Raw genomic sequence first — 21,932 nt, 5'->3', positions numbered from 1 at the left:
GTGGCCGCTCGCGCAGTTCCCCGCGCCCCCAGGAGGTCGCCGTCGACGCGCCGTGAAGTCACCGTCGCCGCAGGCAGCCCCGGGGCTCCGGCCGTCCGACGGGTGCCGCCGCGTCGTGGCCGCTCGCGCAGTTCCCCGCGCCCCCAGGAGGTCGCCGTCGACGCGCCGTGAAGTCACCGTCGCCGCAGGCAGCCCCGGGGCTCCGGCCGTCTGACGGGTGCGGCCGCGTCGTGGCCGCTCGCGCAGTTCCCCGCGCCCCCAGGAGGTCGCCGTCGACGCGCCGTGAAGTCACCGTCGCTGCGGGCAGGCAGTTCCTAACCCCCCCCCCCAGGGGAACCGTTTTCACGGGGGTGCCGTCTGTAGCCCTGTGATGCGCGCCCGGATACTCACCGCCGTTCTGGCCCTGCTCGGCATTCAGCTGACCTGGTTCATCGCCCCCGCGTACGCCTGCGGCTGCGGTGCGATGGTCCCGGACCCGGCGACGCGGATCGCGGTCTCCGACGAGCAGTCGGTGCTCCGCTGGGACGGCCGGCAGGAACAGATCGTCATGCGGCTGACCGTCGGCGGCGACGCCGAACACGCCGCCTGGATCATGCCGGTCCCGCACCGGGCGACCGTTCGCCTCGGTGACCCGGCCGTCTTCGGCCAGCTGGCCGAGGCCATCGCCCCGGTGCACCGCACCCGGTACCACTTCTGGCCGCACCACGGCGACTGGCCCTTCGACAGCCACGACCAGGTCGGCGACGCCGCTCCCCCCGCGGCGGGCGGGGTCGTCGTGGTCGACCGGCAGCGGCTCGGCCCGTTCGACGTGGCCCGGCTGACCGCCACCGACCCGGCCGCCCTCGGCGACTGGCTGCACACCCACGGCTTCTCCCTTCCGGCCCGGCTGCGGACCGCCCTTCAGCCGTACGTCGACCGGCACTGGGAGTACGTGGCCGTGCGTCTCGCCCCGCGCACGGGCGGCACCCCGCTGCGCGGCGCCCTGGACCCGCTCCACCTCACCTTCGCCGCCGACCGGCCGGTCTACCCGATGCGGCTGTCCCGCCTGGCCGGCACCCCTCAGTCACTCGGCCTGTACGTGCTCGCCGCGCACCGCATGGAGACGCGCACGGCGATCGGCGGCACACAGCCCCGGGTGGTCTTCGCGGGCCGTCTCGCAGCGCACGACGGCGCCCTGGGCGAGCTGGCCGACGGGACCCCGTATCTGACGGCGCTCACCCAGGCGTTCCCCGACCCCGCCCGTATCTCCGGCGACCACGAGCTGCGCCGGGCCGCCGCCGACACCCCGGTCCAGCAGGTGATCTACGACGACGAACTGCGCGAGGTCGCCGGGATCCCGGCCTGGCTGCTGACGGTCGGGGGCGGGCTGCTCCTGGTCGTGGCGGCCGTCGCCGTGATCGTCGTACGCCGCTCGCGGCGGCCGGTGGTCCCCCCGCCGCCGGTGGTCCCCCCGCCGCCGTTCTCCCCGTCCGCGCCGCTCGGCTGAGATGATCGGCGTGGGCAGGGCCGAGAAGCCTCGGGACGACACTCGGGAAAGGCAGCAGACGCATGAGCGGGTCGCAGCTCTGGGACGACGTCGACGACTACTTCATCAGCCACCTCTCCCCGGACGACGAGGTGCTCCGAGCGGCTCTGCGGGAAAGTGAGGCCGCCGGGCTGCCGCCCATCGGCGTCACGGCCGCGCAGGGCAAGTTCCTGCAGTTGCTCGCCCAGGTGCAGGGCGCGCGCGCCATCCTGGAGATCGGCACACTCGCCGGATACAGCACGATCTGGCTGGCCCGTGCGCTGCCCGAGGACGGCAGGCTGATCTCGCTGGAGTACAGCGCCAGGCACGCCGAGGTGGCCACCCGGAACATCGCCCGGGCGGGCCTGGAGCGGATCGCGGAGGTGCGGGTGGGCCCGGCCCTGGAGTCGCTGCCCAAGCTCGCCGACGAGAACCCGGCCCCCTTCGACCTGGTGTTCATCGACGCCGACAAGGCCAACAACGGGCATTACGTGGAGTGGGCGCTGCGGCTCACCCGCGCGGGCAGCCTGATCGTCGTGGACAACGTGGTGCGCGACGGCCGGATCGCCGACGCGGGCAGCGCCGAGCCGGACGTGGTCGGCACCCGTACCGCGATCGAACTGATCGCCGCACACCCCAGGTTGAGCGGTACGGCGATCCAGACGGTCGGCCGCAAGGGCTACGACGGCTTCGCACTGGCCCGCGTGCTGGGCTGAGCCCGTCCCCGGCCCGGCCCGCACGTCGTGGGCTCACACCTCGTGGTAGAAGCCCACGTTGACGCTGCGCGCAGCCGTGCGGTCCCGGACGATGATCTCGCCCGACCCGCCGCGCGGCAGCGGCACGGTCGCGCCGTAGGCGACGGGCTGCGCGTACTGCCCCACGATGAGCCGCACTTCGGACGCCGGGTCGGCCTGGGAACCGCGCAGCCAGGTCAGTTGCCAGCCGCCGTCGGGGCCGCACAGGAGTTCCAGGTGCACGCGGGAGACGAAGAGCCAGTCCTCGGGGGTGACCAGCCGGCACAGGGAGGCATCGCGGCCGAGCCGCAGCACCGCGCCGGGCTCGCTGGGTGCCTCGGCCATCGTCATGCCGGCCGTGGCGCCCGCGTCGGCCTCCGAGACGGTGGCCATGGTGAGTTCGAGCACGCGTGTTCCCCCTGAGGCAGCGAAGCGGCTGCAGCGTCCGAAAGTTCTGTGCGGTGGCCGGATCGCCGTACCGTCGCCGCATGATAAAACGCCCGGCCGGGTCGCGTCCGGCACAATGGGCTCATGACCGAGCGAAAGCCACCGGGTGTTCCGTTCGATTCCTGGATAGACAAGCAGATTCGTGACGCGCAGGCGCGCGGCGACTTCGAGCAGCTGCCGGGGGTGGGCGAGCCGCTTCCCGCCGATCTGGACTCCGGTTACGACGAACTGTGGTGGCTCAAGCGGAAGATGGCCCGCGAAGGGCTCGGCGTACTGCCGCCCGCGCTCGCCCTGCGCAAGGAGGCCGAGGACGCGCTCGAGGCGGCGTACGCGGCGCCCTCGGAGCGGGTGGCCCGGAGGATCATCGAGGACGTCAACGTCAAGATCCGCGACATGATGTTCAAGCCGCCGCCCGGCCCACCGCTGGGGAAGAAGCCGTACGACGTCGAGGAGGTCGTACGCGAGTGGCGGCAGCGCAGGGCTGCCGCCACGGGGGATGGGCCGGGGTCAGCTGTGTAGCAGTCGGCCGGCCAGTTCCCGGTAGTCGCGCAGGGCCAGCCGCAGTTGCTCGGTGTCGGTCTCGGAGCGGGGCCCGCCTTGCTCGGCGCCCTCCCACGACATGCGCAGGGTGCGGCGCCGCCGGGCCACCGCCTCGCTGAACCGCGCGGCGATCTCCTCCAGTGCCCGGTCGGCCTCCTCGACCGCGCCGCGGGGTTCGTCCACGAACCCGGCGAGCACCTGCCGTATCCGCTGCTCCCAACGGTCCGTCTCATCGTGCGGCAGCAGCGGGGCGCCGGTACCGGAGGACGCGGCGGCGGTCTCGCCCACGGTGCCGGACGTGCCGCCGTCGGCTGTGCCGCCGGTCGACCGAGTGCCGGGTCCGTCGTCGGTCGTCCGGCGCCGGCCGGACACCGGCGCCTCGTCGTCCCGGCCGGACGCGGCGGGCGTCTGCGGTCCCGGGTCCTCCGTACCGGGTCGCGGGCCCTCGGAGCCGTGCGGCAGGGTGTGCGCTCCGGAACCCGGTCCCGCGGCGTCCCCGGAGGTGGGGGTCCGCGCCGCGCCCGGCGGAGGCTGTGCCGTGTCCCCCGGGGTGCGGTCGTCGGCCGTCAGGCCTTCGCGGCCGGGCCCGGCCGACCCCGGAAGCCGGCCGCCCGCGTCCTCGCCCGGCACCGTTTCCCCGGGCAGCCCCTCCTCCGGCCGGGTCTCCCTCGGCATCCGGCGGCCCGGTGCCGCGTCCCCCGGTGCCCACTCGTCGTCCGGCGTCCGCGGGAGGCGCCCGCCGGGGTACCGCTCACCGCCGGAGGCGGTCGTCTGATCCGTCATGAGGCTCAGCTCTCCTTCGGTCGGCTCCTGTTGAGGGCCCACGGCGCATGGGAGCGGGCGTGGGAGCGGGTACCGGAGGCGGTCGTGGGCCCGGCCGTGGCGGAGGACGCGCGGTGCCGGCCGTTGTCCGTGTCGGGGCTGGTCAGGTCGTCGAAGAGGGCGCGGGCCCCGACCAGGGCGGTCCGCAACTCCTCGGTTCCGGCGCCGCTCTCGCTCACGCCACCGCTCGCCCCGGTCCGGGCCGCCCGGTGCACCTGCCGGTAGCCGTCGACGTGGTCGGCGTGGTGGACGGACAGCGCGGCGAGCTGCTCCTCGTAGCGCCCGCCGTCGGGGTAGCCGCGGACGGCGGCCAGTTCCGCGAGCAGCCGGTCGGCCTCGGCCACCGCCTCCCGGGGCGAGTCGACGAAGCGTTCCTGGACAGCCGTCCAGCGCGCCGAGTACCGCTCCCGCTCATCGCGGTCCAGCGGCCGTTCCCGCAGGTCACCATGGTGCTCGACGCGCTGGGCCAGCTCCCGTTCGGCGGCCTTGGTGTCCCCGTCGTGCAGAGCGACGGTGCGCTCGTACTCGGGTCCGAAGCGTCGCTTGAGGCTGGGCCCGCCGCGCCGCGCGCGGCCGAGGGCGAGAGCGGCGGCGCCGACGACCACGACCGCCGCGATCACGATCAACAGAATGATCAGGCCTTTGGACATGGTTGCCTTCCGATTCGGACCGGCCCCGCTGGCCGGTTCTCCCTGCGGGTGACCCGGAACACAGGCGACAAACGGCGGCCGGTCCGCGAAGGCCCGCGGTCAGTCCGCGAAGCGGCGCAGTCCGGTCACCGACCACACGGTGGCGATACGCCCCCGCGCCACCTCGAACAGGTCGATGCCGCTCTGCTGCGCCCCGCCCGGCCGGGTCACGTACCAACTGGAGGCGACGCGCCCGAGAACGCTGTCCACCAGCGGGGTCCCCTCGACGGCGTACCGCAGTCCGGGCTTCTCCGTGCGGAAGGCGGAGACCAGGCCGAGGATCCCGGCCGGTCCGCGTACCGCGTCGGTGGCCGCGTTCTCGGGGGCGTTGCCGAAGCGGATGCGGAAGTCCGGTGCGAGGAAGTCCTCCGGGTCGGTGAAGTCACCGTTCCACAGGGCGGTCCAGCGCTCGAAGAGGGCGATGCCGGTCTCGGAGGTGAGGGTGAGGGTCTTCGGGGAGGTCATGGCTGATGCCCTTCCGGTACAAGGTGGTCCAACGGCTTACGGGCTCAGCCTCCGCCCCGCACGCGACACCCCCCTGTCGGTGATTGCCGTCACATCAGCGCCGCCACGTCGAGGGGCACGACGTCGGAGCCGAGCGTGTCGAGGGCGGCGAGGTCCACGGCGCGGTGCGGGGCCCGCTCCTCCAGGGCCGTGACGGAGCGGACGCGGTCGAGCCGGAAGCCGCGGGGTGCGTTCCGCAGCCGGCACCAGGCGGCCAGGTACCAGTACTCGGTGCCGCCGAGGAAGCCGAGCGGTTCGACGTCCCGCGCGGTGACCCGGCCGGCCGCGTCGGCGTACTCCAGACGCAGTACCCGCCCCGCCGTCAGCGCCTCTCGCAGGGCGGCGGGCACCGTCGGCCGGGCAGGCCGTGCCGGGCGGGCGGGCGGAACGAGCAGCCGTACCCGCTCGGACAGTTCGTCCGCCGCCCGTCGCTCCCGTTCCGGCATGACGGCCAGCACCTTGTGCAGTGCGCTGCGCGCGTCCGTGGCGAACGGCGTCCCGTCGAGGGCGTGCAGTGCCACCGCCAGGGCGGTCGCCTCGGCCGGGGTGACGGTGAGCGGTGGCAGCGTGCGCTCCTTGTCGAGGACGTACCCGCCGGTGCGGCCGGGTTCGGCGTGGATCGGCAGGCCGGACTGCTGCAACGCGGCCAGGTCGCGTTCGATCGTGCGCGGGCTGACCTCGAAGCGCCGGGCGAGCGCACGGGCGCTGCGGGGACGGGGCGCGGCGGCGCGCAGTTCCTCGACGAGGGCGTAGAGGCGGTCGGTTCGGTTCACGGCACCCAGTGTCCGCACCGTTCTCCCCGCGTGGCACACGACGCGGGTGGCGGACTCCACGGAGGTCACGCATATCCGGTTGCGGAGGGTACGCGCCGGCGCCCGACAATGGCCGGCATGACGTGGAGGATCGCCCCGGAACCGTACGACTCCCCGGCCGCCGCCGCGCTGTGGCGGGCGTACTACACGGAGGTCAGCGACCGCTGGTACCTGCTGCACGAGGGGCACCGCACCCGCCCCGACGAGCTGGAGCGGGAGATCGCGGCCCAGCCGGGGTCGGAACTCACCCCGCCCGGCGGGCAGTTGCTCATCGGCCGGTACGGCGGGGAGCCGGCCGGTTCGGCGGGCGTACGGCTGCTGGAGCCGGACACGGCCGAACTGACCCGGGTCTTCGTGGTGGAAGGGATGCGCGGCAGGGGCGGGGCAGCGCTCCTCGTGGCCGCCGCCGAGGAGGCCGCCCGCGCCCTCGGCGCCCGGCGGATCGTCCTGGACACCCGCTCCGACCTGGTCGAGGCCCGCGCCCTGTACGCCCGCCTCGGCTACACCGAGACGGGTCCGCACAACGACGACAGCTACGCCGAACACTGGTTCCGCAAGGAGCTGGTGGCGAGCGGGACCGTCAACCGGCCTTAGCGGCCGAGCCGTTGTGCGGCCGTTCGCGCTCGGCGCCGCACAGTTCGCCGGTGAGGTCCCTGACCAGCTGCGTCAGGTCGGTCGAGCGGCCCGGCTGCCACCAGTCACCGAGCAACTCGGCCAGGGACTCCTCACGGGCCTTGGCGAGCCGTTCGGCGACCTCGCGGCCGGAGTCCGTCAGCACCAGGTCCAGGCCTTCGCGTTGGGCGAGGCGCCGTTCCTCGACCTGGCGCGCGGCGGCCATGACCGCCTGGAGCGGGACGGCGGTGCGCTCGGCGAGTACGGCCGGCTCGACGGAGCCGTACCTGCGGATGCGCAGCAGCACCCAGCTGGCGGAGGGCAGCAGGTCGTAGCCGGCGCGTTCGGTGATCTCCCGGTAGATCTCGCGGCGGCCCTCCCGGGTGCCGAGCACGGACAGGGCGCGGCACACCTCGTCGTAGGAGGAGCGTTCCACCGGGTTGGGCGGGAGGGTCTCGGAGACGTCGGGCGCGGTGACCGAGCCGCGCAGCCGGTCCTCCTTCAGGAACCAGGCCAGCAGGAAGCCGAGCAGGGCGACCGGGGCGGCGTACAGGAAGACGTCGGTGATGGCGGACGCGTAGGCGTGCAGGGCGGCCGGGCGCAGTGCGGGCGGCAGCGCGGCGATGCCCCGCGGGTCGGACTTGAGCGCGTCGGCGCCGGTGCCGGGCGGCAGGCTCACCCCGCGGAAGGCGGCGGCGAGCTTGTCACCGAGGCGGCTCGCGAAGACCGTACCGAAGATGGCGACACCGAAGGAGGCGCCGATGGAACGGAAGAAGGTCGCGCCGGAGGTGGCGACGCCCAGATCCTCGTAGGAGACCGCGTTCTGCACGATGAGCACCAGGACCTGCATCACCAGGCCGAGTCCGAGGCCGAAGACGAGGAAGTAGACGCTCATCTCGACGGTGGAGCTGTGCTCGTCGAGCCGGTGCAGCAGGAGCAGGCCGATGGCGGTGACCGCGGTTCCGGTCACGGGGAAGACCTTCCAGCGGCCGGTGCGGCTGACGATCTGCCCGGACACCGTGGACGACAGCAGCAGTCCGAACACCATCGGCAGCAAGTGCACGCCCGACAGGGTCGGGGAGACACCGTGCACGACCTGGAGGAAGGTCGGCAGGTAGGTCATCGCGCCGAACATGGCGAAGCCGACGATGAAACTGATGACGGCGGCGAGGGTGAAGGTGCGGATGCCGAACAGCTTGAGCGGCAGGACCGGTTCGGCGGCCCGGCGCTCCACGGCGACGAACGCCACGGCGAGCAGGACGCCGAGCACGGCGAGACCGATGATCTGCGCCGAGACCCAGGGCCATGTGGTGCCGCCGAGGGAGGCGACGAGGACCAGGCAGGTGGCGACCGCGGCGATCAGAAAGGTACCGAGGTAGTCGATGACGTGGCGGGAGGTGCGGCGCGGGATGTGCAGGGCGGCGGCGATCACGGCGAGGGCCACGACACCTACCGGCAGGTTGATGTAGAACACCCAGCGCCAGCTCAGGTGCTCGGTGAACAGCCCGCCGAGCAGTGGCCCGAGCACGCTGGTCGCGCCGAAGACGGCACCGAACAGGCCCTGGTAGCGGCCACGCTCGCGGGGCGGCACGATGTCCCCGACGATCGCCATGGACAGCACCATCAGCCCGCCGCCGCCCAGGCCCTGCAGCGCCCGGAAGGCGATGAGCTGGGGCATGTTCTGCGCCATGCCGCACAGCGCCGAGCCGATCAGGAAGATCACGATGGCCGTCTGGAAGAGGCGTTTGCGGCCGTACTGGTCGCCGAGCTTGCCCCACAGCGGGGTCGCGGCGGTCGAGGCCAGCAGATAGGCGGTGACCACCCAGGACAGGTGCTCCAGGCCGCCGAGCTCGCTGACGATGGTGGGCAACGCGGTCGACACGATGGTCTGGTCGAGCGCGGCGAGCAGCAGCCCGAGCAGCAGGGCGCCGATCGGGACGAACACGTTGCCCGGGACGTGTTCGCTGCCGCTCACGTCCTTCGCCGTGCCGTGCGTGTCCAGGGCCATGAAGACCTCCCGGGGCTCGGGTACACCTCTTCCATCGTGATCGGTGTCACCGTTTATGGCCTCTTGAGTCCTGCGGATGTGGAGGAAATCCACATAGTCTCTGAAGTTCCCGAGGGGAGGGGACGAACACGTGAGTGAATCCGAGGGCCGTACCTGCCCGGAGTGCGGGGCGCCGAGGGGACCGGACCACACCCCGTCGTGCGACTGCACCGAACGGGCGTCGGAGGCCCTGCGAGAGGCGCGTACGGCCGAGGCGGCAGCGGCGGAGGACTTCGATCCACTGCGGATACGGCCGTACGTGGAGGTGGCGGAGGCCCGGCCGGCCCCACCCGCGGCCGACGTGCCGTCCGACGCGGAGACCCGGCCGGTGCCGGCCGTGGAGGCCACGCTGCCGCTGCGCGCCGCGCCCGGTTCGAGCACGGCCGACCCGCGGATGCCCGGCGCCGACGGGGCGGACGAGCCCGGCACGGCGGAGTTCGCGGCCGAGCGGCCCCGCCGCCGGTCCCGGCGCAGGGTCCTGCTGGCCGTCGCGGGAGCGGGCGTGGCGGTCGTGGCGGCGGCCGGTTTCGCGGACGGGCTGTTCTCGTACCACACGCCGTCCCGGGACCGGGCGGCCCAGGAGGTCAGGGAGAGCGTTCCGGACGTGACCACACCGGGCCCCGCGTCGCCGACGGCGCCGGGCACACCGAGCGCGCCCCGGTCGCCCGCGCGGTCCCCCTCGACGTCGGCCGCCACGAGCCCGTCGCCCTCACCGTCGTCGTCGCCGAGTCCGTCGGCGCCCCGCGGCCCGTCCGGTTCCCCGTCCGCCACCCCGTCGCCCGTGACGGTCTCGGCGACCCCGCGGGCCACTCCGGCCGTCGCACCGGTGCTGCGGCGCGGTGACTCCGGCCCGGAGGTCAGCGAACTCCAGCAACGGCTCAGGCAGTTGAACCTCTACGGCGACCAGATCGACGGCATGTTCACGCGCCCGGTCGAGGACGCGGTACGCAACTACCAGCTGGCCCGGGGCGTCCTGGGCGACGAACTGGGGGTGTACGGACCGGCGACGCGCAGGAGCCTGGAGGCGGAGACATCGAAGCCGTAGGGCATCCGCCGGCTCTCCGTAGGAACAGTGGATGCGGTGCGGGTGTGGGCGCGGTGCGGGTGTGGGCGCGGTGCGGGTGTGGGCGCGGTGCGGGTGCGGATGCGGTGCGGGTGTGGGCGCGGTGCGGGTGTGGGCGCGGTGCGGGTGTGGGCGCGGTGCGGGTGTGGGCGCGGTGCGGGTGTGGATGCGGTGCGGGTGTGGGCGCGGTGCGGGTGTGGGCGCGGTGTGGGTGCGGTGCGTGTACGGGTGCGGGTCGGTCCTGACTGGTCGCGCAGGTCCCCGCGCCCCTGAGGTGGGCACACCGGACCAGCCTTGAGGGCACAGGGAACCATCCGGGCGACCGACGCACCGCACGCCGCAGCCGCAGACCCCGCAAGCCGCACCCGGCATCCGGCCAACCGGCGGGCGGTCGAATCACCCCGCCAGCCGACGGGCAACCGGCCCGCCCCCTCAGCCGGGGCGCAGCCAAGTCACCCCGTCAGCCGATGTGCAGCCGGATCGTGCCGTCGGGCAGGGTGTCGACGGTCACCTGCGTGAGGTCCCGTACTGCGGCGTCGGGTCCGTGGGTGTCGGCCCGCGGACCGACACCCACGACCCGCATCCCCGCTGCGCGCCCCGCCGCGATGCCCGCGCCGGAGTCCTCGAAGACGACGCAGTCGGCCGGGGCGACGCCCAGCTCGGCGGCGCCCTTGAGGAAGCCCTCGGGGTCGGGCTTGCTCGCGCCCACCGACTCGGCGGTGACCCGGATCTCGGGCACGGGCAGCCCGGCGGCGTTCATGCGGGCGGTGGACAGGGCGACGTCGGCGGAGGTCACCAGGGCGTGCGGGAGACCGCACAGGGAGGCGAGGAAGGCGCCGGCGCCGGAGATCTCGACCACGCCGTCGGTGTCGGCGGTCTCCTCGGCGAGCAGGCGGGCGTTGTCGGCGAGGTTCTGCTCCATGGGCCGGTCGGGCAGCAGGACGGCCATCGAGGCATGCCCCTGCCGGCCGTGCACGACCTTCAACACCTCGTCGCCGTCCAGCTCGTGCCGCTGGGCCCAGCTCCGCCAGACGCGCTCGACCACGGCGTCCGAGTTGACGAGGGTGCCGTCCATGTCGAGCAGGAGGGCGCGGGCGGTCAGGACGGTGGCCGGCATGGCAGCTCCAAAGGGGAAGAACGGGACAAGGCGGCCCCGCCCGCCGGTCAGGGAAAACGAGCGGGAGCCACTTTGTTCCTCCACGGTACAAAACCCGGAGCGGATTGCGCCAGCGCCTCCACCGAGGTTTCACCGTCCGTTCGGCGCGACCGGGCTCAGCCCGTCACGGCCTCGTACAGGCTCCACACACCGAGGCCCAGCATCAGCAGCGCCGCGATCTGCGTGATCAGCCGCAGCGGCACCCGCTTCATCAGGGCCTTCCCGCCCACGATGCCGAGTCCGGCGACCGCCCACAGCCCCAGCACCGCGCCGAGGCCGACGGAGATCGGGTCGTCGTAACGGGCGGCGAGATTGGCCGTCATGATCTGGGTGAGATCGCCGAACTCGGCGACCAGGATCAGCATGAATCCCGTACCCGCGACCTTCCAGAAGGACTGGTCGGCGGGCTTCTTGATCTCCTCCTCGTCCCCGCCCTTCTGCAGCAGCAGCATCGCGGCCCCGCCGAGGAAGAGGACGCCGGTGAGGGCGTGCACGATCTGCTGCGGCAGCAGGGTCAGCACGCTGCCCGCGGCGACGGCGAGCACGACGTGCACCAGGAAGGCGGCGGCGACTCCCGCGAAGACGTAACCGGCGCGGTAGCGGGTGCCGAGGACGAGGCCGGCGAGCGCGGTCTTGTCCGGCAGCTCGGCCAGGAAGATGACGCCGAAGACGAGCGCCGTCACGGTAATGCTGATCAAGGTTCCTCAATCGGTCGGGGCTGCCCACCGAGAGTGCGGTACGTCACGCGTGACACCTCGGCACGGCAGCACACTCGGCGCCCGCGCCAGGGACACGGGCGTGCACTGCTTGCCGAAGGTCTCGCTGGCGGCCTCGATGAGGTCCGCCTCCGGGCGCCGGCTCAGGCTGGCTGAGCAGTATGTCGACGGTCCGGCGAAGAGCTACTCCCCTTCTGCGCCCCCATCGTACGGGATGTGAAAGTTTCGCCGTGAACCTTGTCGTGTCATGAACGCGTCACTAGCTTCTTACCGAGCGCTCACCCGTCGGCCACACGAACCCGCGAGCATTCCTTCGCCCGCGCCCAACACCCCCACCTCACAAGGGAGTTCCCATGCCGAGACTCTACGCGCGTCGACGGCTGAGCATACTCGCGACGCTCACCGGCCTGATAGCCTCCGCCGCCCTGTTCAACTCCCCGACCGCCTCCGCCGCCCTGCCCACGCCGGTCAGCGGCGCCACCGCCCGCGGCTACCTCTCCCAGCTCACCGTGGCCACCGAGAACCGCACCGGATACAGCCGCGACCTGTTCCCGCTCTGGATCACGATCAGCGGCTCCTGCAACACCCGCGAGACGGTCCTGAAGCGGGACGGCACGAACGTCGTCACCGACTCCTCCTGCGCGGCCACCAGCGGCAGCTGGTACTCCCCCTACGACGGCGCCACCTGGACCGCGGCCTCCGACCTCGACATCGACCACCTCGTCCCGCTGGCCGAGGCCTGGGACTCCGGCGCGAGCAAGTGGACCACCGCCCAGCGCCAGGCCTTCGCCAACGACCTCACCCGGCCCCAGCTCCTCGCCGTCACCGACAACGTCAACCAGGCCAAGGGCGACCAGGACCCGGCCACCTGGATGCCGTCGCGCACCGCCTACCGGTGCACCTACGTCCGCGCCTGGGTGCAGGTGAAGTACTACTACGACCTCTCGGTCGACTCCGCCGAGAAGAGCGCCCTGACCAACTACCTGGCGAGCTGCTGACCTCTCGGGAATCCGGGCGAGCGGGGCCGGCCGGACCGGGCCGGCCCCCGCTGCGCCCGTGGACCGGCCGGCGCCGGGTCAGCCGGCCGGGCGGCGGCGCACCAGATACCCGGCCGCCCCGCCCGCCGCGAACAGCGCGGCCACCGAGACCCCCGTGGCCAGCCAGGTGGCGCCCAGCCACTGGGCGCCGTAGTAGCCGAGGGCGACGCTGTAGGCGGCCCAGGACAGCCCGGCCAGGGCGGACCAGGGCAGGAAGTCGCGGACGCGGCGGTGGGCGGCACCCGCACAGAAGGAGACGACCGAGCGGCCGGCCGGGGCGAAGCGGGCCAGGACGACCAGCGCGCCGCCGCCCCGGGCGAGCGCGTCGCCGAGACGTTCCTGCGCGGTGGTCAGCCGCCGGGAGCGGGCTATCGCCCGGTCCAGGCGCTCCCCGCCCCGCCAGGCCAGGCGGTAGGCCACCAGGTCGCCGAGGACCGAGGCGGTCGCCGCGGAGAGGATCAGGGACAGGATGTCGGGCACGTCGTGCGGCACCCTGCCCGCCGCCGCGCCCGAACCCGCGGCCGCGGCCGTCCCGGCCGTGATGACGAGCACGCCGCTCGGCAGCACCGGCACGAACACGTCGAGGAGCACGGACAGGGCCACCACGGCATAGATCCACGGTCCGGCCGCAAGCGACCCCACACTCTCGAACACGACGACTCCCCACTGCTCCCCCGTTGACAGCCGTACAGCGTACGCCGGGGGTGTGACAGAGGGATCTTCGGGGCTCGCGCTCCGGTGCGGGTCAGGCCGCTATCGGGGCCCGGTCCGCGGCGGGCTCGCCGTCCGCCGCCGTGCGCCGGCCGACGAGCCGGTCGAGACCGAAGGCGCCGGAACCGGTGAAGATCAGCAGGAAGAACGCCCAGCAGAACAGGGCGGGCAGCTCGCCGCCGTTCTGGATGGGCCACAGGGCGGCCTGCTGGTGGACGTCGAAGTAGGCGTACGCCATGGAGCCGGAGGCGAGCAGCGCGGCCCCGCGGGTGCCGAGGCCGAGGAGCACCAGGCCACCGGCGGCGAACTGGATCACGGCCGCGTACCAGCCGGGCCAGGTGCCGGCCTCGAGCGTGCCGCCGTGCGTGCCCGCGGCGCCGCCGAGGACGCCGAAGAGCGAGGCGGCGCCGTGCACGGCGAAGAGCAGGCCGACGACGATGCGGAAGAGCCCGATGGCGTAGGGCTGAGCGGTGTTGAGGCGTGCGGACATGAGGGAGGTTCTCCTCTTCGGTGGCGGTCGGACCGGCCGGGGACGTGGCTGGCCGGCCGTGGGGGGCGGCGGTACCGAACGAGGGCCCAGGTTAGGGGAACCTAATCAATGCTTGCAACTTCAACATCTCTTGGTGCCGCTGTTCCGCTCGGGCTTCCGGCGCCCCGGGCGGCCTGGCCCCGCACCTCCAGTCCGCCGAGCAGTTCCGCCGTGGCCCGGGCCACGGCGTCCACCGCGCGGTCGAAGGCCTCGCGGTTGTGGGCGGCGGGGGCCCGGAAGCCCGAGACCTTCCGCACGTACTGCAGCGCGGCGGCGTGGATGTCCTCGTCCGTGGCCTCATCGGGCAGCGCGGGCGGTCGCAATGTCTTGATGCTCCGGCACATGCCCCCAGTCTCACGCAGTCCACGCGGCCCTGCGATGATCGCGCCGAAGGCGGCCACCGACTTGCGGGGCCGACCGTCGAAAGGAACAGCCTCATGGCGACCCAGCACACCGTGGCCGTCCTCGGCCCCGGCGGCACGGGCGGCCTCCTCGCCGCCCTCCTGTCCCGCTCCGGCCACCGCGTCGTCTGCCTGGCCCGGGCCGGCACGGCCGACACCCTGCGCCGTACCGGGATCACCGTCCGCAGTGCGCAGTTCGGCGAGTTCACCGCCCCCGTCGAGGCGGACACCGAGCTGCGGGAACCGGTGGACGCCTGCCTGATCACCGTCAAGCACACCGCGCTCGACGACGCGCTCAACCGGATCCCGTCCGCCGCCCTGGGCGACGCCCTCGTCGTACCGCTCCTGAACGGCGTCGAGCACCCCGCCGCCCTCCGCGCCCGCCATCGCCCCGACCGTGTCGCCCCGGCCGTGATCCGCGTGGAGTCCACCCGTCTCGCACCGGGCGTGATCGAACACGGCAGCCCGTTCACGGAGATCGACCTCGCCGGGGACGGCGTCCCCCGCGCACGTCTCGACACGCTCGCCGCCGTCCTCACCGCCGCCGGTACGACCGCCCGCGTGGTCGGAGACGAGACGGCGGCCCTGTGGGCCAAGATGGCGTTCCTCGCCCCGTTCGCCCTGCTCACCACCCGGTACGGCCTGCCGCTCGGCGAGGCCCGCACCCGTCACCGGGACGAGCTGCGGACGCTGGTCGCCGAGACCACCGCCGTCAGCCGCGCCTGCGGCGCCCCCGCCGACCCCGCCCAGGCACTGGCCCGCTACGACGCCTTCCCGCCCGGCGCCAAGTCGTCCATGCAGCGCGACGCCGAGGCGGGCCGCCCGCTCGAACTCGACGCCATCGGCGGCGCGTTGCTGCGCGCGGCCGAGCGGCACGGCGTACCCGTACCGGTGACCGCCCGGCTCGTACGGGAGTTGCGGGACGCCGGTCGCTGACCCGGTGCGCCACGATCACGCGTGTGCGGACGTCCGTCGTCCGCCACGCGGCCGGGGCGCGCGGCCCGGCCCCGGCCCGGCCGCTTGGCGCCTTTCCCGGGCCGCCACCCGTTCGAATGAACCTCACCCGGACCTCACGAACGAACTCGCCACTCAAAATCGAACAGGCGTAGCATTGCCGCGTGGCTACGACCTATGAATTCCCCAGTGACCTCCTCGCCGGCCAGGAGGAGCTGCATCAGGTCCGGGCCGAGTTGTCGGCCCTGCTCAAGCGGCTGCCCTGGTCGGTCGAGCCGATGGACGGCTTCAGCGACGACACCGGCTGGCGCAAGAGGGAGCGGCCCGCGTCCCCGGGCTGGACGGCGGACGAGCAGGCCGAGGTGGAGAAGCTGCGGCGCCGTGAGCACGAACTCGCGGTGTTCGTCAGCACGCACCGTTTCTGGGCCGAGATCGCGGCGGCGGACCGCATGGAGGCCCGCTCCCGGCTCAAGCACGCCCACGAGGAGCCGGCGAAGGAGTAGGGAACACGGCACGAGAACGGCCCCCCGGAGACTTCTCCGAGAGGCCGGCCGGTGGGCGCGGACGGTTTCGAACCGCCGACATCCTGCTTGTAAGGCAGGCGCTCTACCCCTGAGCTACGCACCCTGAACACCCGGACACGCGCCCAGGTCGAGTGGACAGACTACCTTGCCGGAGCCGGTACACCGCAAACCCCCGGCCCGCACCCGCACGGGCCCCCCGTACCGCAGGGCGACCGGAGCGCGCACCAGGGATCCGCCCGTCCGCGGACGGCGAAGTCATGGCGCGTACCGCGAACTGACCGGCCCGTGTGTTCGTCTTCAACGGGTGGGAGAATGACACCACCCAGGCGAACCACAGCACGGGAGAGGGATGTGACGGGGACACCGGGCACGCCATCGACGCGGCCGTACCCGCCGCCGTCCACCGCACGGACCCGGTCCGGGCCCACGGCTCTGCGGGACACCCTCACGGACACCCTCACCCTGATGACTCTGCCCGTGCTGGCCGCGCTCGGACTGTCCGCCGCGTTCGCCGGTGGCGGTACCCGGCGCTGGTTCGGGGGGCGGGCGGAGAGCCAGCGGGCGGAGGCGCAGACCGCGAAGGACGCCGCGGCGGCCGCGTTCTACGAACTCGACACCGCCCAGCGGGATCTGCGGATCTCCATCGAGACCATCACGGCCGTGGACGACTCCCCCGCCGCCCGGCGCGCCGTCTCCGACTTCGAGGCGCTCGGCCGCCGCATCGACGAGGCCAGTCAGCGGTACATCCAGGCCGTCGACGCCCATGATCTCGATCGGGACGATCTGGAGGCCGCGGCGGCCACCCGGGCACGTTCGGAGCTGACCGCGGCCAAGGACGAGCTGGTACGGGTCAAGCAGGAGCTGGACCGGTTCGGCAGCTCGCTCGGGCCGCTGCTCGGTACGGCCGAGACCCAGCTCGCCCGGCTGGCGCCCGCCGTGGAGCGGGCCCGGCAGTCGCTGCTGGCCGCGAGCAACGCCCTGGACGCCGTGCGGGGCAACGGCCTCAGGGCCGACGACCTCGCGGCGCGGCTGGCCGCCCTCTCCCCCGAACTGACCAAGCTGAACCAGGGCGCCGGGCAGCACGGGGTCGCGGCGACGCTGGAGCGGGCCGAGCGGGTGCAGCGGGAGGCCGGGGCGATCCGGGCCGAGGCCGAGCGGCTGCCGGAGAAGGCGGCCGAGATCGACCACCGGCTGGTGTCCCTGCGGACCAGGGCGCAGGCGCTGACCACCCGCGCCGGGCAGGTGGAGCCGGTGCTGAGCGAGCTGCGGCGCCGGTTCGCGGCCGCCTGCTGGCAGGACCTGCAGCATGTGCCCGACCAGGCCGCGGAGAACGTACGGCAGGCGGAACTGAAGCTGCGCGAGGCCCAGACGGCGCGGGACGCCCAGCGCTGGCCGGACGCGACCTCGCTGCTGTCGACCGCACGGGCCCTGCTGAACGGCACCGACGAGGCCGTCTCGGCCGCCGGGGAGCGGCTGCGGCGGCTGAACGCCGTGCAGAAGGATCCGCACGCCGAGATCGAGCGCACCCGGTTCGCGATCCGGGACGCCCAGCGGCTGGCCATGACGGGGCGTGCGACCCCGGATCCGCGGCACGCCCGTCCCCTGGACGACGCGGTGGCCCGGCTGGAGCGGGTGATCGGCACGCTGGAGGGCCGGCACCCCGACTACTGGCACTTCCTGACCGAGACGGACGCGGTACGGCAGTCGGTCGCGCGGGTGGTGACGCAGATCCGCGAGGAGCGCGGCGGCGGGCACTGAGCGGGGAGTGCGGCGGGCCGGTCGCCGGGGGGGGGAGCCGCGTGTTGCCGGGTGGTGCCGGGCAGCGGATATTGGATGGACGGATGGCCTCCGCTAGCGCCCGAGGAGGCGGACATGGCCACACAGCCAGTGCACACGAGGCCGCGACGGCAGATCCGGTTCGACGAGCACCTGCCCGTCGACCACCGGCTCAACCGGGTCTACCGGATCAGTGCGGGCCTGATCGGCGCGTTCCTGGTCGTCTTCGGCGTCCTCGGCCTGATCAATCACATCGGCTTCTTCGACACCGGCGGTAACACGGTCACCGGGCTGAACACCAACGGCACCCTCAGCGTGCTGTCGATCTGCATCGGCCTGCTGCTGCTGGTCGGCATGGCGATCGGCGGGAACTTCGCCTCGACCCTGAACATGGTGCTCGGCGTGCTGTTCCTGCTGAACGGCTTCCTGTTCCTCGGCCTGCTGGACACCACCAACAACTTCCTGGCGTTCAAGATCCAGAATGTGTACTTCAGCTTCATCGTGGGCCTGCTGCTGATGACCTTCGGGATGTACGGGCGGGTCGGCTCGGTCCTGCCGCACGACAATCCGTACTGGCGGGCCCGGCACCCCGACAGGTCCACCGAGCCCCCCGGGAACGAACACGAGACGGGCGTACCGCCGGTGACCGTGCCGCACCCCGGCAAGAAGGGCCTGGACCGGCCGGACACGGAGTGACCCGCAACCGGCCCCGAGCCCTGCGCTCAGGGCCGCGGGCCGGTTAGCCTGTGCCCATGCCTCGTTACGAGTACCGCTGCCGGACCTGCGGCGACACCTTCGAAGTCAGCCGTCCCATGGCGGAGTCCTCCGCCCCCGCCGACTGCCCGGCGGGCCACGACGACACGGTGAAGCTGCTGTCGACGGTGGCCGTGGGCGGCACATCGAGCGCCGCCCCGGCCCCGGCCCCACAGTCGGGCGGAGGCGGCGGCTGCTGCGGCGGAGGCTGCTGCGGCTGACCCGGCGCGCACCGGCCCGCACCCGACGGCCGACGCGTGTCGGCTCATGCCCTTCGGCTACGCCCGCTGCCCCCCGGCCGTCGTTCCCCGCGTCGCTCTCAGGAACTCGCGGACGATCCGCTCCCCGGCCAGTACCCCCCGCTCGGGCAGCGCGGTGATCTCCGGGGCGGTCCAGCCGGTGTCGGCCAGTTCGCCGTGGCCGGGGCGCCAGCCGCGGTCCGCGGCGAGGAGCAGGTCGGCGTCCAGGAGGGAGTCGCCCGCGGCCAGCGTCAGCTCCGCGCCGGTCCGGCGGGCGACCTCCCGGACGGCGGCGCTCTTGGTGAGCGGCTTGGGGACGGCGTAGATCTTGCGGCCCTGCAGGGATACCGTCCAGCCGCGGTTCTCCGCCCACACCGCCAGCTCCTTCACCCAGTCCTCGGGCAGCAGCTCGCGTTCGACGACGAGGTAGGCGAAGAGGTCCTCGGCGACCCGGTGCTTGCGTACCCAGACCGGGTCGGCGCAGCGGAGCAGATGCTCGCGGACCTCGTCCAGTGACGCGCACTCGTCGGCGAGCCTCGCCTGTACGCCCGCGTGCCAGCCGGCGTCGGTGACCCCGTCGACCAGCAGGTGGCCGCCGTTGGCGCAGATCGCGTACTTCGGTGGCGGCCCGGGCAGGTTGATCCGCTGGTACTGCTTGCGCGTCCGGGTCGTGGTGGGCACGAACACGGCCGCGTCGCCGAGGTCGGTGAGCAGCTGGGCCGCGGTCTCCGTCATGTAGGAGAGCGGCTTGGCCTCGTGCACCTCCACGCACAGCAGCCGGGGTGCCCGCGGGTCGGGCATGGTCAGCGCGAGGGCCGCCGCGGAGTAGATCAGCGTACGGTCGAGGTCGCTCGCCACCAGCACCGGCATCAGACGTTCACCGCCTTGCCGTCGGCGCCCGTGGCGCCCCGCGTGTACTTGGGGTGGATCAGCCCGACGCAGGTGTACGGCAGGTCGCCGGCCTCCTCCACCGGCACCCCGCGCTGCTCGGCGAGCAGCCGCACGTGGTCCAGGTCGGCGCCGGCCCCTTCGCGGGCGAGGATCTTCCACGGCACCCGGCGCAGCAGTACCCGGGTGGTCTCGCCGACGCCGGGCTTGACGAGATTCACGTCGTGGATGCCGTACTCCTCGCTGATCCGCTCCACGGCCCGCCAGCCCGCCCAGGTGGGGGTGCGGTCCTCGGCCATCAGTTCCTTGACCGCCGAGCCGACGGTGTCGGCGACCTCCGGGAAGCGGGCGGAGACGGCGTCGAGGAAGGCCACGGAGACGTCGGAGCCGGCGAGTTCGCGGTAGAACTTGGCGCCGTGGAAGTCGTCCGGGCCGACCAGGTCGGCGCGCAGGACCGTCCGGGATATCAGGCCGGAGACCGTCGAGTTGAGGCAGGCGGAGGGGATGAGGAAGTCCTCCCGGGTGCCGTAGGTGCGTACGCAGGAGCCGGGGTCGGCGAGGACGGCGATCTCGGGGTCGAAGCCGGTGACGCCCTCCTTCGCCTCGAACTCCTCGATGGCCTGGGCGAGTTCGCGGGTGATGGCGCCCTTGCCGGTCCAGCCGTCGACGAAGACGACGGCACGGGGGTCGTGGTGGGCGGCGAGCCAGCGCAGCGCGCTCGCGTCGATGCCCCGGCCACGGACGATCGAGACGGCGTAGTGCGGGACTTCGAGGCCGTGCCGGAACTGGGCCCAGCGGCGCATGAGGATGCCGACGGGGGTGCCCGCGCGGGCCAGGGAGACCAGCACGGGGCGCGGCGACCGCTCGGTGAGCACCGTCTCGGTGACCACGCCGACCGCGTGCGCGAGGCGTGCGGCGGAGCCGTCGAGGGCGGTGTGGAACAGCTGCTGGTAATGCTCGCTGGGCTGGTACTCCACCGGCAGTGACTCGGCGTAGTGGGCGCCGCCGCTCTGGATGGCCTCCTCGCGCTCCTCGGTCGGCGCCTCCAGAGTGACGTCGGAGAGGTCCTGCAGCAGCCAGCCGACCTCCTCGGGCGCGTACGAGGAGAATGCGGGGCCGCGGAGGGGCTCGGGCAGCATGGCCGGCCTTTCGGGAACGTGCTCGGGCTCGGGGACGTAGGTGGGGACGACCGCGAGCAGGACGTGCGGGGCATGGGCCGCGAGTCGGGCCAGCAGGCCGCCGGGCGCGTGCAGGGCGGGGGTGTCGGCGGCGGAGTCGACGACGGCGACCACCGTGTCGAAACCGGCGCCCGCGATGTTGTAGGCGTAGCGCTCGCCGGGGCCGTCGGCCGGGTCGTCGTGGGCGGGGAAGACCAGGCGGGTGCGTATCGCGTAGCCGGGGTCGTCGAGGGCGAGGACGGGTGAGCGGGTGGTGGTGGAGAAGCGCACCTCGGTGTCCGTGGCCCGCTCCAGCTCGTCCGCGAGGCGCAGCGGGGCGTACATCAGTTCCTCGAAGCCGAGGACGAGGACGCGGCCGGTGCCGGCGGGCAGGGCCTCGGCCACTCGGGCGGCCATGGCGGGCAGCGCGGCCTCCAGGCGGGCCCGGTGGGCGGGCGTGAAGCCGTGCCGGCCGCCGTCGGGCAGGCCGCGGGGCCAGCGCAGGTCGACGCGGTCGATCCGGCCGTACGACGGCGCGGCCGCCTCCTGGGCGGCCTCGTACCGGACGACCAGCTCCTGCCCCTTCTCCAGCACCCCCTCCGGCAGCCGTACCGTCCCGGAGGCGGTGGCGATCACATCCACCCGGGCCCCGATACCGGCCGCGAACCGCCGCAGGCGGGCCGTGTCCTCGGCGGAGCGCATGTCGACCAGGGCCACCACCACATACCGTCGGCGGGGATGGCGTTCGTGCAGGTCGCGGATGGTGTTGAGGACCGTGTTGCCGGTGGAGAACTCGTCGTCGACCAGGACGAGCGGGCCGTCGCCGGCCAGTAGGGCGGGGTTCTCGGGGAGCAGCAGGTGGGAGGTGGCGTGGGAGTGGGACTCCTCGAAGCCGCCCGCGGGGGCGACGCCGGGGACCGGGCGGCGCGTGGAGTGCAGGTACGGCGCGGGGCCCAGGCCGTCGGCGACCGCGTGGCCGAGGCCGGTGGCGGTCTCCGCGTAGCCGAGGACGACCGCGGTGGCGGCCTCGGTCCCGCCGAGCAGCTCGCGGACGCGGCGGCCCAGGCGGAAGCCGTGGCCGTAGACCACGGACGGTGCCTGCGGGATGTGCTTGCCGAGCACGTGGGAGACCAGCAGGTGGGCCCGCTTGGGGTTGCGGCGCAGGGCGAGCCCGAGCAGGGCCGGCAGCCCGTCGTCGCCCACGAGTTCGACGCCGAGTCGCTCGGCGACCCAGCTGCCGGACCAGACCCCGTCGTTCACTGCGTTCTTCATGCGTTCCTTGACTATCGGAAGGTCAGCCGGATGTTTCCGGTGTCG

General features: G+C 73.4%; 24 protein-coding genes and 1 tRNA gene. 11 read left to right on the top strand and 14 right to left on the bottom strand.

From position 1 onward, the window contains the following. Window positions 1-370: 370 nt before the first annotated feature. Window positions 371-1,486 carry a DUF2330 domain-containing protein gene (locus AC07C1_RS07650; protein ID WP_478937592.1) on the top strand — a complete coding sequence of 372 codons (1,116 nt, stop codon included), beginning with the start codon at window positions 371-373 and terminating at the stop codon, window positions 1,484-1,486. A gap of 62 nt (window positions 1,487-1,548) precedes the next feature. After that, window positions 1,549-2,220 carry an O-methyltransferase gene (locus AC07C1_RS07645; protein WP_478937591.1) on the top strand — a complete coding sequence of 224 codons (672 nt, stop codon included), beginning with the start codon at window positions 1,549-1,551 and terminating at the stop codon, window positions 2,218-2,220. Between the two features lie 33 nt (window positions 2,221-2,253). On the opposite strand, the gene AC07C1_RS07640 is transcribed toward AC07C1_RS07645, so the two are convergent. Next, a complete protein-coding gene (locus AC07C1_RS07640) occupies window positions 2,254-2,646 on the bottom strand; it encodes a hypothetical protein (RefSeq protein WP_478937589.1) in 393 nt (130 codons plus the stop codon). A 123-nt stretch (window positions 2,647-2,769) separates the two neighbouring features. Here AC07C1_RS07640 and AC07C1_RS07635 point away from each other — a divergent pair, with 123 nt between their 5' ends. Next, window positions 2,770-3,204, top strand: coding sequence for a DnaJ family domain-containing protein (locus tag AC07C1_RS07635; RefSeq protein WP_478937587.1), 435 nt, complete (start codon window positions 2,770-2,772; stop codon window positions 3,202-3,204). Here AC07C1_RS07635 and AC07C1_RS07630 read toward each other — a convergent pair. The 4 genes from AC07C1_RS07630 to AC07C1_RS07615 all read right to left on the bottom strand — a co-directional run bounded on the left by AC07C1_RS07630 (window position 3,193) and on the right by AC07C1_RS07615 (window position 6,013). Next, on the bottom strand, window positions 3,193-4,008 hold the full coding sequence (locus tag AC07C1_RS07630) for a hypothetical protein (protein WP_478937585.1): 816 nt from the start codon (window positions 4,006-4,008) through the stop codon (window positions 3,193-3,195). The two genes, AC07C1_RS07635 and AC07C1_RS07630, sit on opposite strands and share 12 nt — an antisense overlap. Window positions 4,009-4,013: 5 nt before the next feature. Further along, window positions 4,014-4,697, bottom strand: coding sequence for a hypothetical protein (locus tag AC07C1_RS07625; RefSeq protein WP_478937584.1), 684 nt, complete (start codon window positions 4,695-4,697; stop codon window positions 4,014-4,016). A 99-nt stretch (window positions 4,698-4,796) separates the two neighbouring features. Then, on the bottom strand, window positions 4,797-5,201 hold the full coding sequence (locus AC07C1_RS07620) for a nuclear transport factor 2 family protein (protein WP_478937583.1): 405 nt from the start codon (window positions 5,199-5,201) through the stop codon (window positions 4,797-4,799). Window positions 5,202-5,290: 89 nt separating this feature from the next. Further along, window positions 5,291-6,013 (bottom strand): helix-turn-helix transcriptional regulator, encoded by a 723-nt coding sequence (locus tag AC07C1_RS07615; RefSeq protein WP_478937581.1) that lies wholly within the window; start codon window positions 6,011-6,013, stop codon window positions 5,291-5,293. Window positions 6,014-6,130: 117 nt separating this feature from the next. Between AC07C1_RS07615 and AC07C1_RS07610 the strand changes: the two genes are divergently transcribed. Beyond that, the gene (locus AC07C1_RS07610; RefSeq protein WP_478937579.1) at window positions 6,131-6,646 is read left to right on the top strand and encodes a GNAT family N-acetyltransferase; all 516 of its coding nucleotides are present in this window, start codon (window positions 6,131-6,133) and stop codon (window positions 6,644-6,646) included. On the opposite strand, the gene AC07C1_RS07605 is transcribed toward AC07C1_RS07610, so the two are convergent. Next, a complete protein-coding gene (locus AC07C1_RS07605) occupies window positions 6,633-8,672 on the bottom strand; it encodes an MFS transporter (RefSeq protein ID WP_478937578.1) in 2,040 nt (679 codons plus the stop codon). The genes AC07C1_RS07610 and AC07C1_RS07605 overlap by 14 nt on opposite strands. Before the next feature lie 130 nt (window positions 8,673-8,802). Between AC07C1_RS07605 and AC07C1_RS07600 the strand changes: the two genes are divergently transcribed. Beyond that, complete coding sequence (locus AC07C1_RS07600) at window positions 8,803-9,756, top strand: peptidoglycan-binding domain-containing protein (protein ID WP_478937576.1); 954 nt, start codon at window positions 8,803-8,805, stop codon at window positions 9,754-9,756. Window positions 9,757-10,234: 478 nt separating this feature from the next. Here AC07C1_RS07600 and AC07C1_RS07595 read toward each other — a convergent pair whose 3' ends face one another. Both AC07C1_RS07595 and AC07C1_RS07590 read right to left on the bottom strand, forming a co-directional pair. Beyond that, window positions 10,235-10,891 (bottom strand): HAD-IA family hydrolase, encoded by a 657-nt coding sequence (locus tag AC07C1_RS07595; protein WP_478937575.1) that lies wholly within the window; start codon window positions 10,889-10,891, stop codon window positions 10,235-10,237. Window positions 10,892-11,046: 155 nt separating this feature from the next. Then, complete coding sequence (locus AC07C1_RS07590) at window positions 11,047-11,628, bottom strand: TMEM165/GDT1 family protein (RefSeq protein WP_478937573.1); 582 nt, start codon at window positions 11,626-11,628, stop codon at window positions 11,047-11,049. Between the two features lie 371 nt (window positions 11,629-11,999). Between AC07C1_RS07590 and AC07C1_RS07585 the strand changes: the two genes are divergently transcribed. Then, complete coding sequence (locus AC07C1_RS07585) at window positions 12,000-12,644, top strand: HNH endonuclease family protein (RefSeq protein ID WP_478937572.1); 645 nt, start codon at window positions 12,000-12,002, stop codon at window positions 12,642-12,644. Between the two features lie 78 nt (window positions 12,645-12,722). Here AC07C1_RS07585 and AC07C1_RS07580 read toward each other — a convergent pair whose 3' ends face one another. The 3 genes from AC07C1_RS07580 to AC07C1_RS07570 form a co-directional block, all read right to left on the bottom strand. Further along, window positions 12,723-13,337 carry a DedA family protein gene (locus AC07C1_RS07580; RefSeq protein ID WP_478937571.1) on the bottom strand — a complete coding sequence of 205 codons (615 nt, stop codon included), beginning with the start codon at window positions 13,335-13,337 and terminating at the stop codon, window positions 12,723-12,725. Window positions 13,338-13,428: 91 nt separating this feature from the next. After that, the gene (locus tag AC07C1_RS07575) at window positions 13,429-13,884 is read right to left on the bottom strand and encodes a DoxX family protein (RefSeq protein ID WP_478937569.1); all 456 of its coding nucleotides are present in this window, start codon (window positions 13,882-13,884) and stop codon (window positions 13,429-13,431) included. Between the two features lie 101 nt (window positions 13,885-13,985). Further along, a complete protein-coding gene (locus AC07C1_RS07570) occupies window positions 13,986-14,267 on the bottom strand; it encodes a DUF2277 domain-containing protein (protein ID WP_478937568.1) in 282 nt (93 codons plus the stop codon). Window positions 14,268-14,360: 93 nt separating this feature from the next. Here AC07C1_RS07570 and AC07C1_RS07565 point away from each other — a divergent pair, with 93 nt between their 5' ends. Together AC07C1_RS07565 and AC07C1_RS07560 are read left to right on the top strand one after the other, a co-directional pair. Continuing rightward, complete coding sequence (locus AC07C1_RS07565; RefSeq protein ID WP_478937566.1) at window positions 14,361-15,260, top strand: ketopantoate reductase family protein; 900 nt, start codon at window positions 14,361-14,363, stop codon at window positions 15,258-15,260. A gap of 182 nt (window positions 15,261-15,442) precedes the next feature. Further along, window positions 15,443-15,781: a hypothetical protein gene (locus AC07C1_RS07560; protein WP_478937565.1), complete on the top strand. Its 339-nt coding sequence runs from the start codon at window positions 15,443-15,445 to the stop codon at window positions 15,779-15,781. Between the two features lie 52 nt (window positions 15,782-15,833). Here the strand turns inward: AC07C1_RS07560 and AC07C1_RS07555 are convergent. Further along, window positions 15,834-15,905: transfer RNA gene (locus tag AC07C1_RS07555), tRNA-Val, on the bottom strand. 248 nt (window positions 15,906-16,153) lie between these two features. Between AC07C1_RS07555 and AC07C1_RS07550 the strand changes: the two genes are divergently transcribed. The 3 genes from AC07C1_RS07550 to AC07C1_RS07540 all read left to right on the top strand — a co-directional run bounded on the left by AC07C1_RS07550 (window position 16,154) and on the right by AC07C1_RS07540 (window position 18,552). Further along, window positions 16,154-17,560, top strand: a complete 1,407-nt coding sequence (locus tag AC07C1_RS07550) for a hypothetical protein (RefSeq protein WP_478937564.1) — start codon at window positions 16,154-16,156, stop codon at window positions 17,558-17,560. Window positions 17,561-17,674: 114 nt separating this feature from the next. Beyond that, window positions 17,675-18,274, top strand: a complete 600-nt coding sequence (locus AC07C1_RS07545) for a DUF4383 domain-containing protein (protein WP_478937563.1) — start codon at window positions 17,675-17,677, stop codon at window positions 18,272-18,274. A 56-nt stretch (window positions 18,275-18,330) separates the two neighbouring features. Next, on the top strand, window positions 18,331-18,552 hold the full coding sequence (locus AC07C1_RS07540; RefSeq protein ID WP_478937562.1) for an FmdB family zinc ribbon protein: 222 nt from the start codon (window positions 18,331-18,333) through the stop codon (window positions 18,550-18,552). Between the two features lie 57 nt (window positions 18,553-18,609). Here AC07C1_RS07540 and AC07C1_RS07535 read toward each other — a convergent pair whose 3' ends face one another. Both AC07C1_RS07535 and AC07C1_RS07530 read right to left on the bottom strand, forming a co-directional pair. Next, window positions 18,610-19,440: an HAD family hydrolase gene (locus tag AC07C1_RS07535; RefSeq protein WP_478937561.1), complete on the bottom strand. Its 831-nt coding sequence runs from the start codon at window positions 19,438-19,440 to the stop codon at window positions 18,610-18,612. Next, window positions 19,440-21,887 carry a phosphoribosyltransferase gene (locus AC07C1_RS07530; RefSeq protein ID WP_478937559.1) on the bottom strand — a complete coding sequence of 816 codons (2,448 nt, stop codon included), beginning with the start codon at window positions 21,885-21,887 and terminating at the stop codon, window positions 19,440-19,442. The genes AC07C1_RS07535 and AC07C1_RS07530 overlap by 1 nt, the downstream gene beginning before the upstream one ends. Between the last annotated feature and the right edge of the window lie 45 nt (window positions 21,888-21,932).

The sequence above is a fragment of the Streptomyces sp. NPDC045022 genome, from assembly GCF_056432605.1.
Note: the sequence above shows the minus strand (reverse complement) of the source record. Positions and strands in the feature narration are given on the sequence as shown.

Coding starts and splice junctions, on each gene's coding strand:
- AC07C1_RS07650 (WP_478937592.1), top strand. CDS start 371: ATGCGCGCCCGGATACTCACCGCCGTTCTGGCCCTGCTCGGCATTCAG.
- AC07C1_RS07645 (WP_478937591.1), top strand. CDS start 1,549: ATGAGCGGGTCGCAGCTCTGGGACGACGTCGACGACTACTTCATCAGC.
- AC07C1_RS07635 (WP_478937587.1), top strand. CDS start 2,770: ATGACCGAGCGAAAGCCACCGGGTGTTCCGTTCGATTCCTGGATAGAC.
- AC07C1_RS07630 (WP_478937585.1), bottom strand. CDS start 4,008: ATGACGGATCAGACGACCGCCTCCGGCGGTGAGCGGTACCCCGGCGGG.
- AC07C1_RS07625 (WP_478937584.1), bottom strand. CDS start 4,697: ATGTCCAAAGGCCTGATCATTCTGTTGATCGTGATCGCGGCGGTCGTG.
- AC07C1_RS07620 (WP_478937583.1), bottom strand. CDS start 5,201: ATGACCTCCCCGAAGACCCTCACCCTCACCTCCGAGACCGGCATCGCC.
- AC07C1_RS07610 (WP_478937579.1), top strand. CDS start 6,131: ATGACGTGGAGGATCGCCCCGGAACCGTACGACTCCCCGGCCGCCGCC.
- AC07C1_RS07605 (WP_478937578.1), bottom strand. CDS start 8,672: ATGGCCCTGGACACGCACGGCACGGCGAAGGACGTGAGCGGCAGCGAA.
- AC07C1_RS07595 (WP_478937575.1), bottom strand. CDS start 10,891: ATGCCGGCCACCGTCCTGACCGCCCGCGCCCTCCTGCTCGACATGGAC.
- AC07C1_RS07585 (WP_478937572.1), top strand. CDS start 12,000: ATGCCGAGACTCTACGCGCGTCGACGGCTGAGCATACTCGCGACGCTC.
- AC07C1_RS07575 (WP_478937569.1), bottom strand. CDS start 13,884: ATGTCCGCACGCCTCAACACCGCTCAGCCCTACGCCATCGGGCTCTTC.
- AC07C1_RS07570 (WP_478937568.1), bottom strand. CDS start 14,267: ATGTGCCGGAGCATCAAGACATTGCGACCGCCCGCGCTGCCCGATGAG.
- AC07C1_RS07565 (WP_478937566.1), top strand. CDS start 14,361: ATGGCGACCCAGCACACCGTGGCCGTCCTCGGCCCCGGCGGCACGGGC.
- AC07C1_RS07545 (WP_478937563.1), top strand. CDS start 17,675: ATGGCCACACAGCCAGTGCACACGAGGCCGCGACGGCAGATCCGGTTC.
- AC07C1_RS07540 (WP_478937562.1), top strand. CDS start 18,331: ATGCCTCGTTACGAGTACCGCTGCCGGACCTGCGGCGACACCTTCGAA.
- AC07C1_RS07535 (WP_478937561.1), bottom strand. CDS start 19,440: ATGCCGGTGCTGGTGGCGAGCGACCTCGACCGTACGCTGATCTACTCC.
- AC07C1_RS07530 (WP_478937559.1), bottom strand. CDS start 21,887: ATGAAGAACGCAGTGAACGACGGGGTCTGGTCCGGCAGCTGGGTCGCC.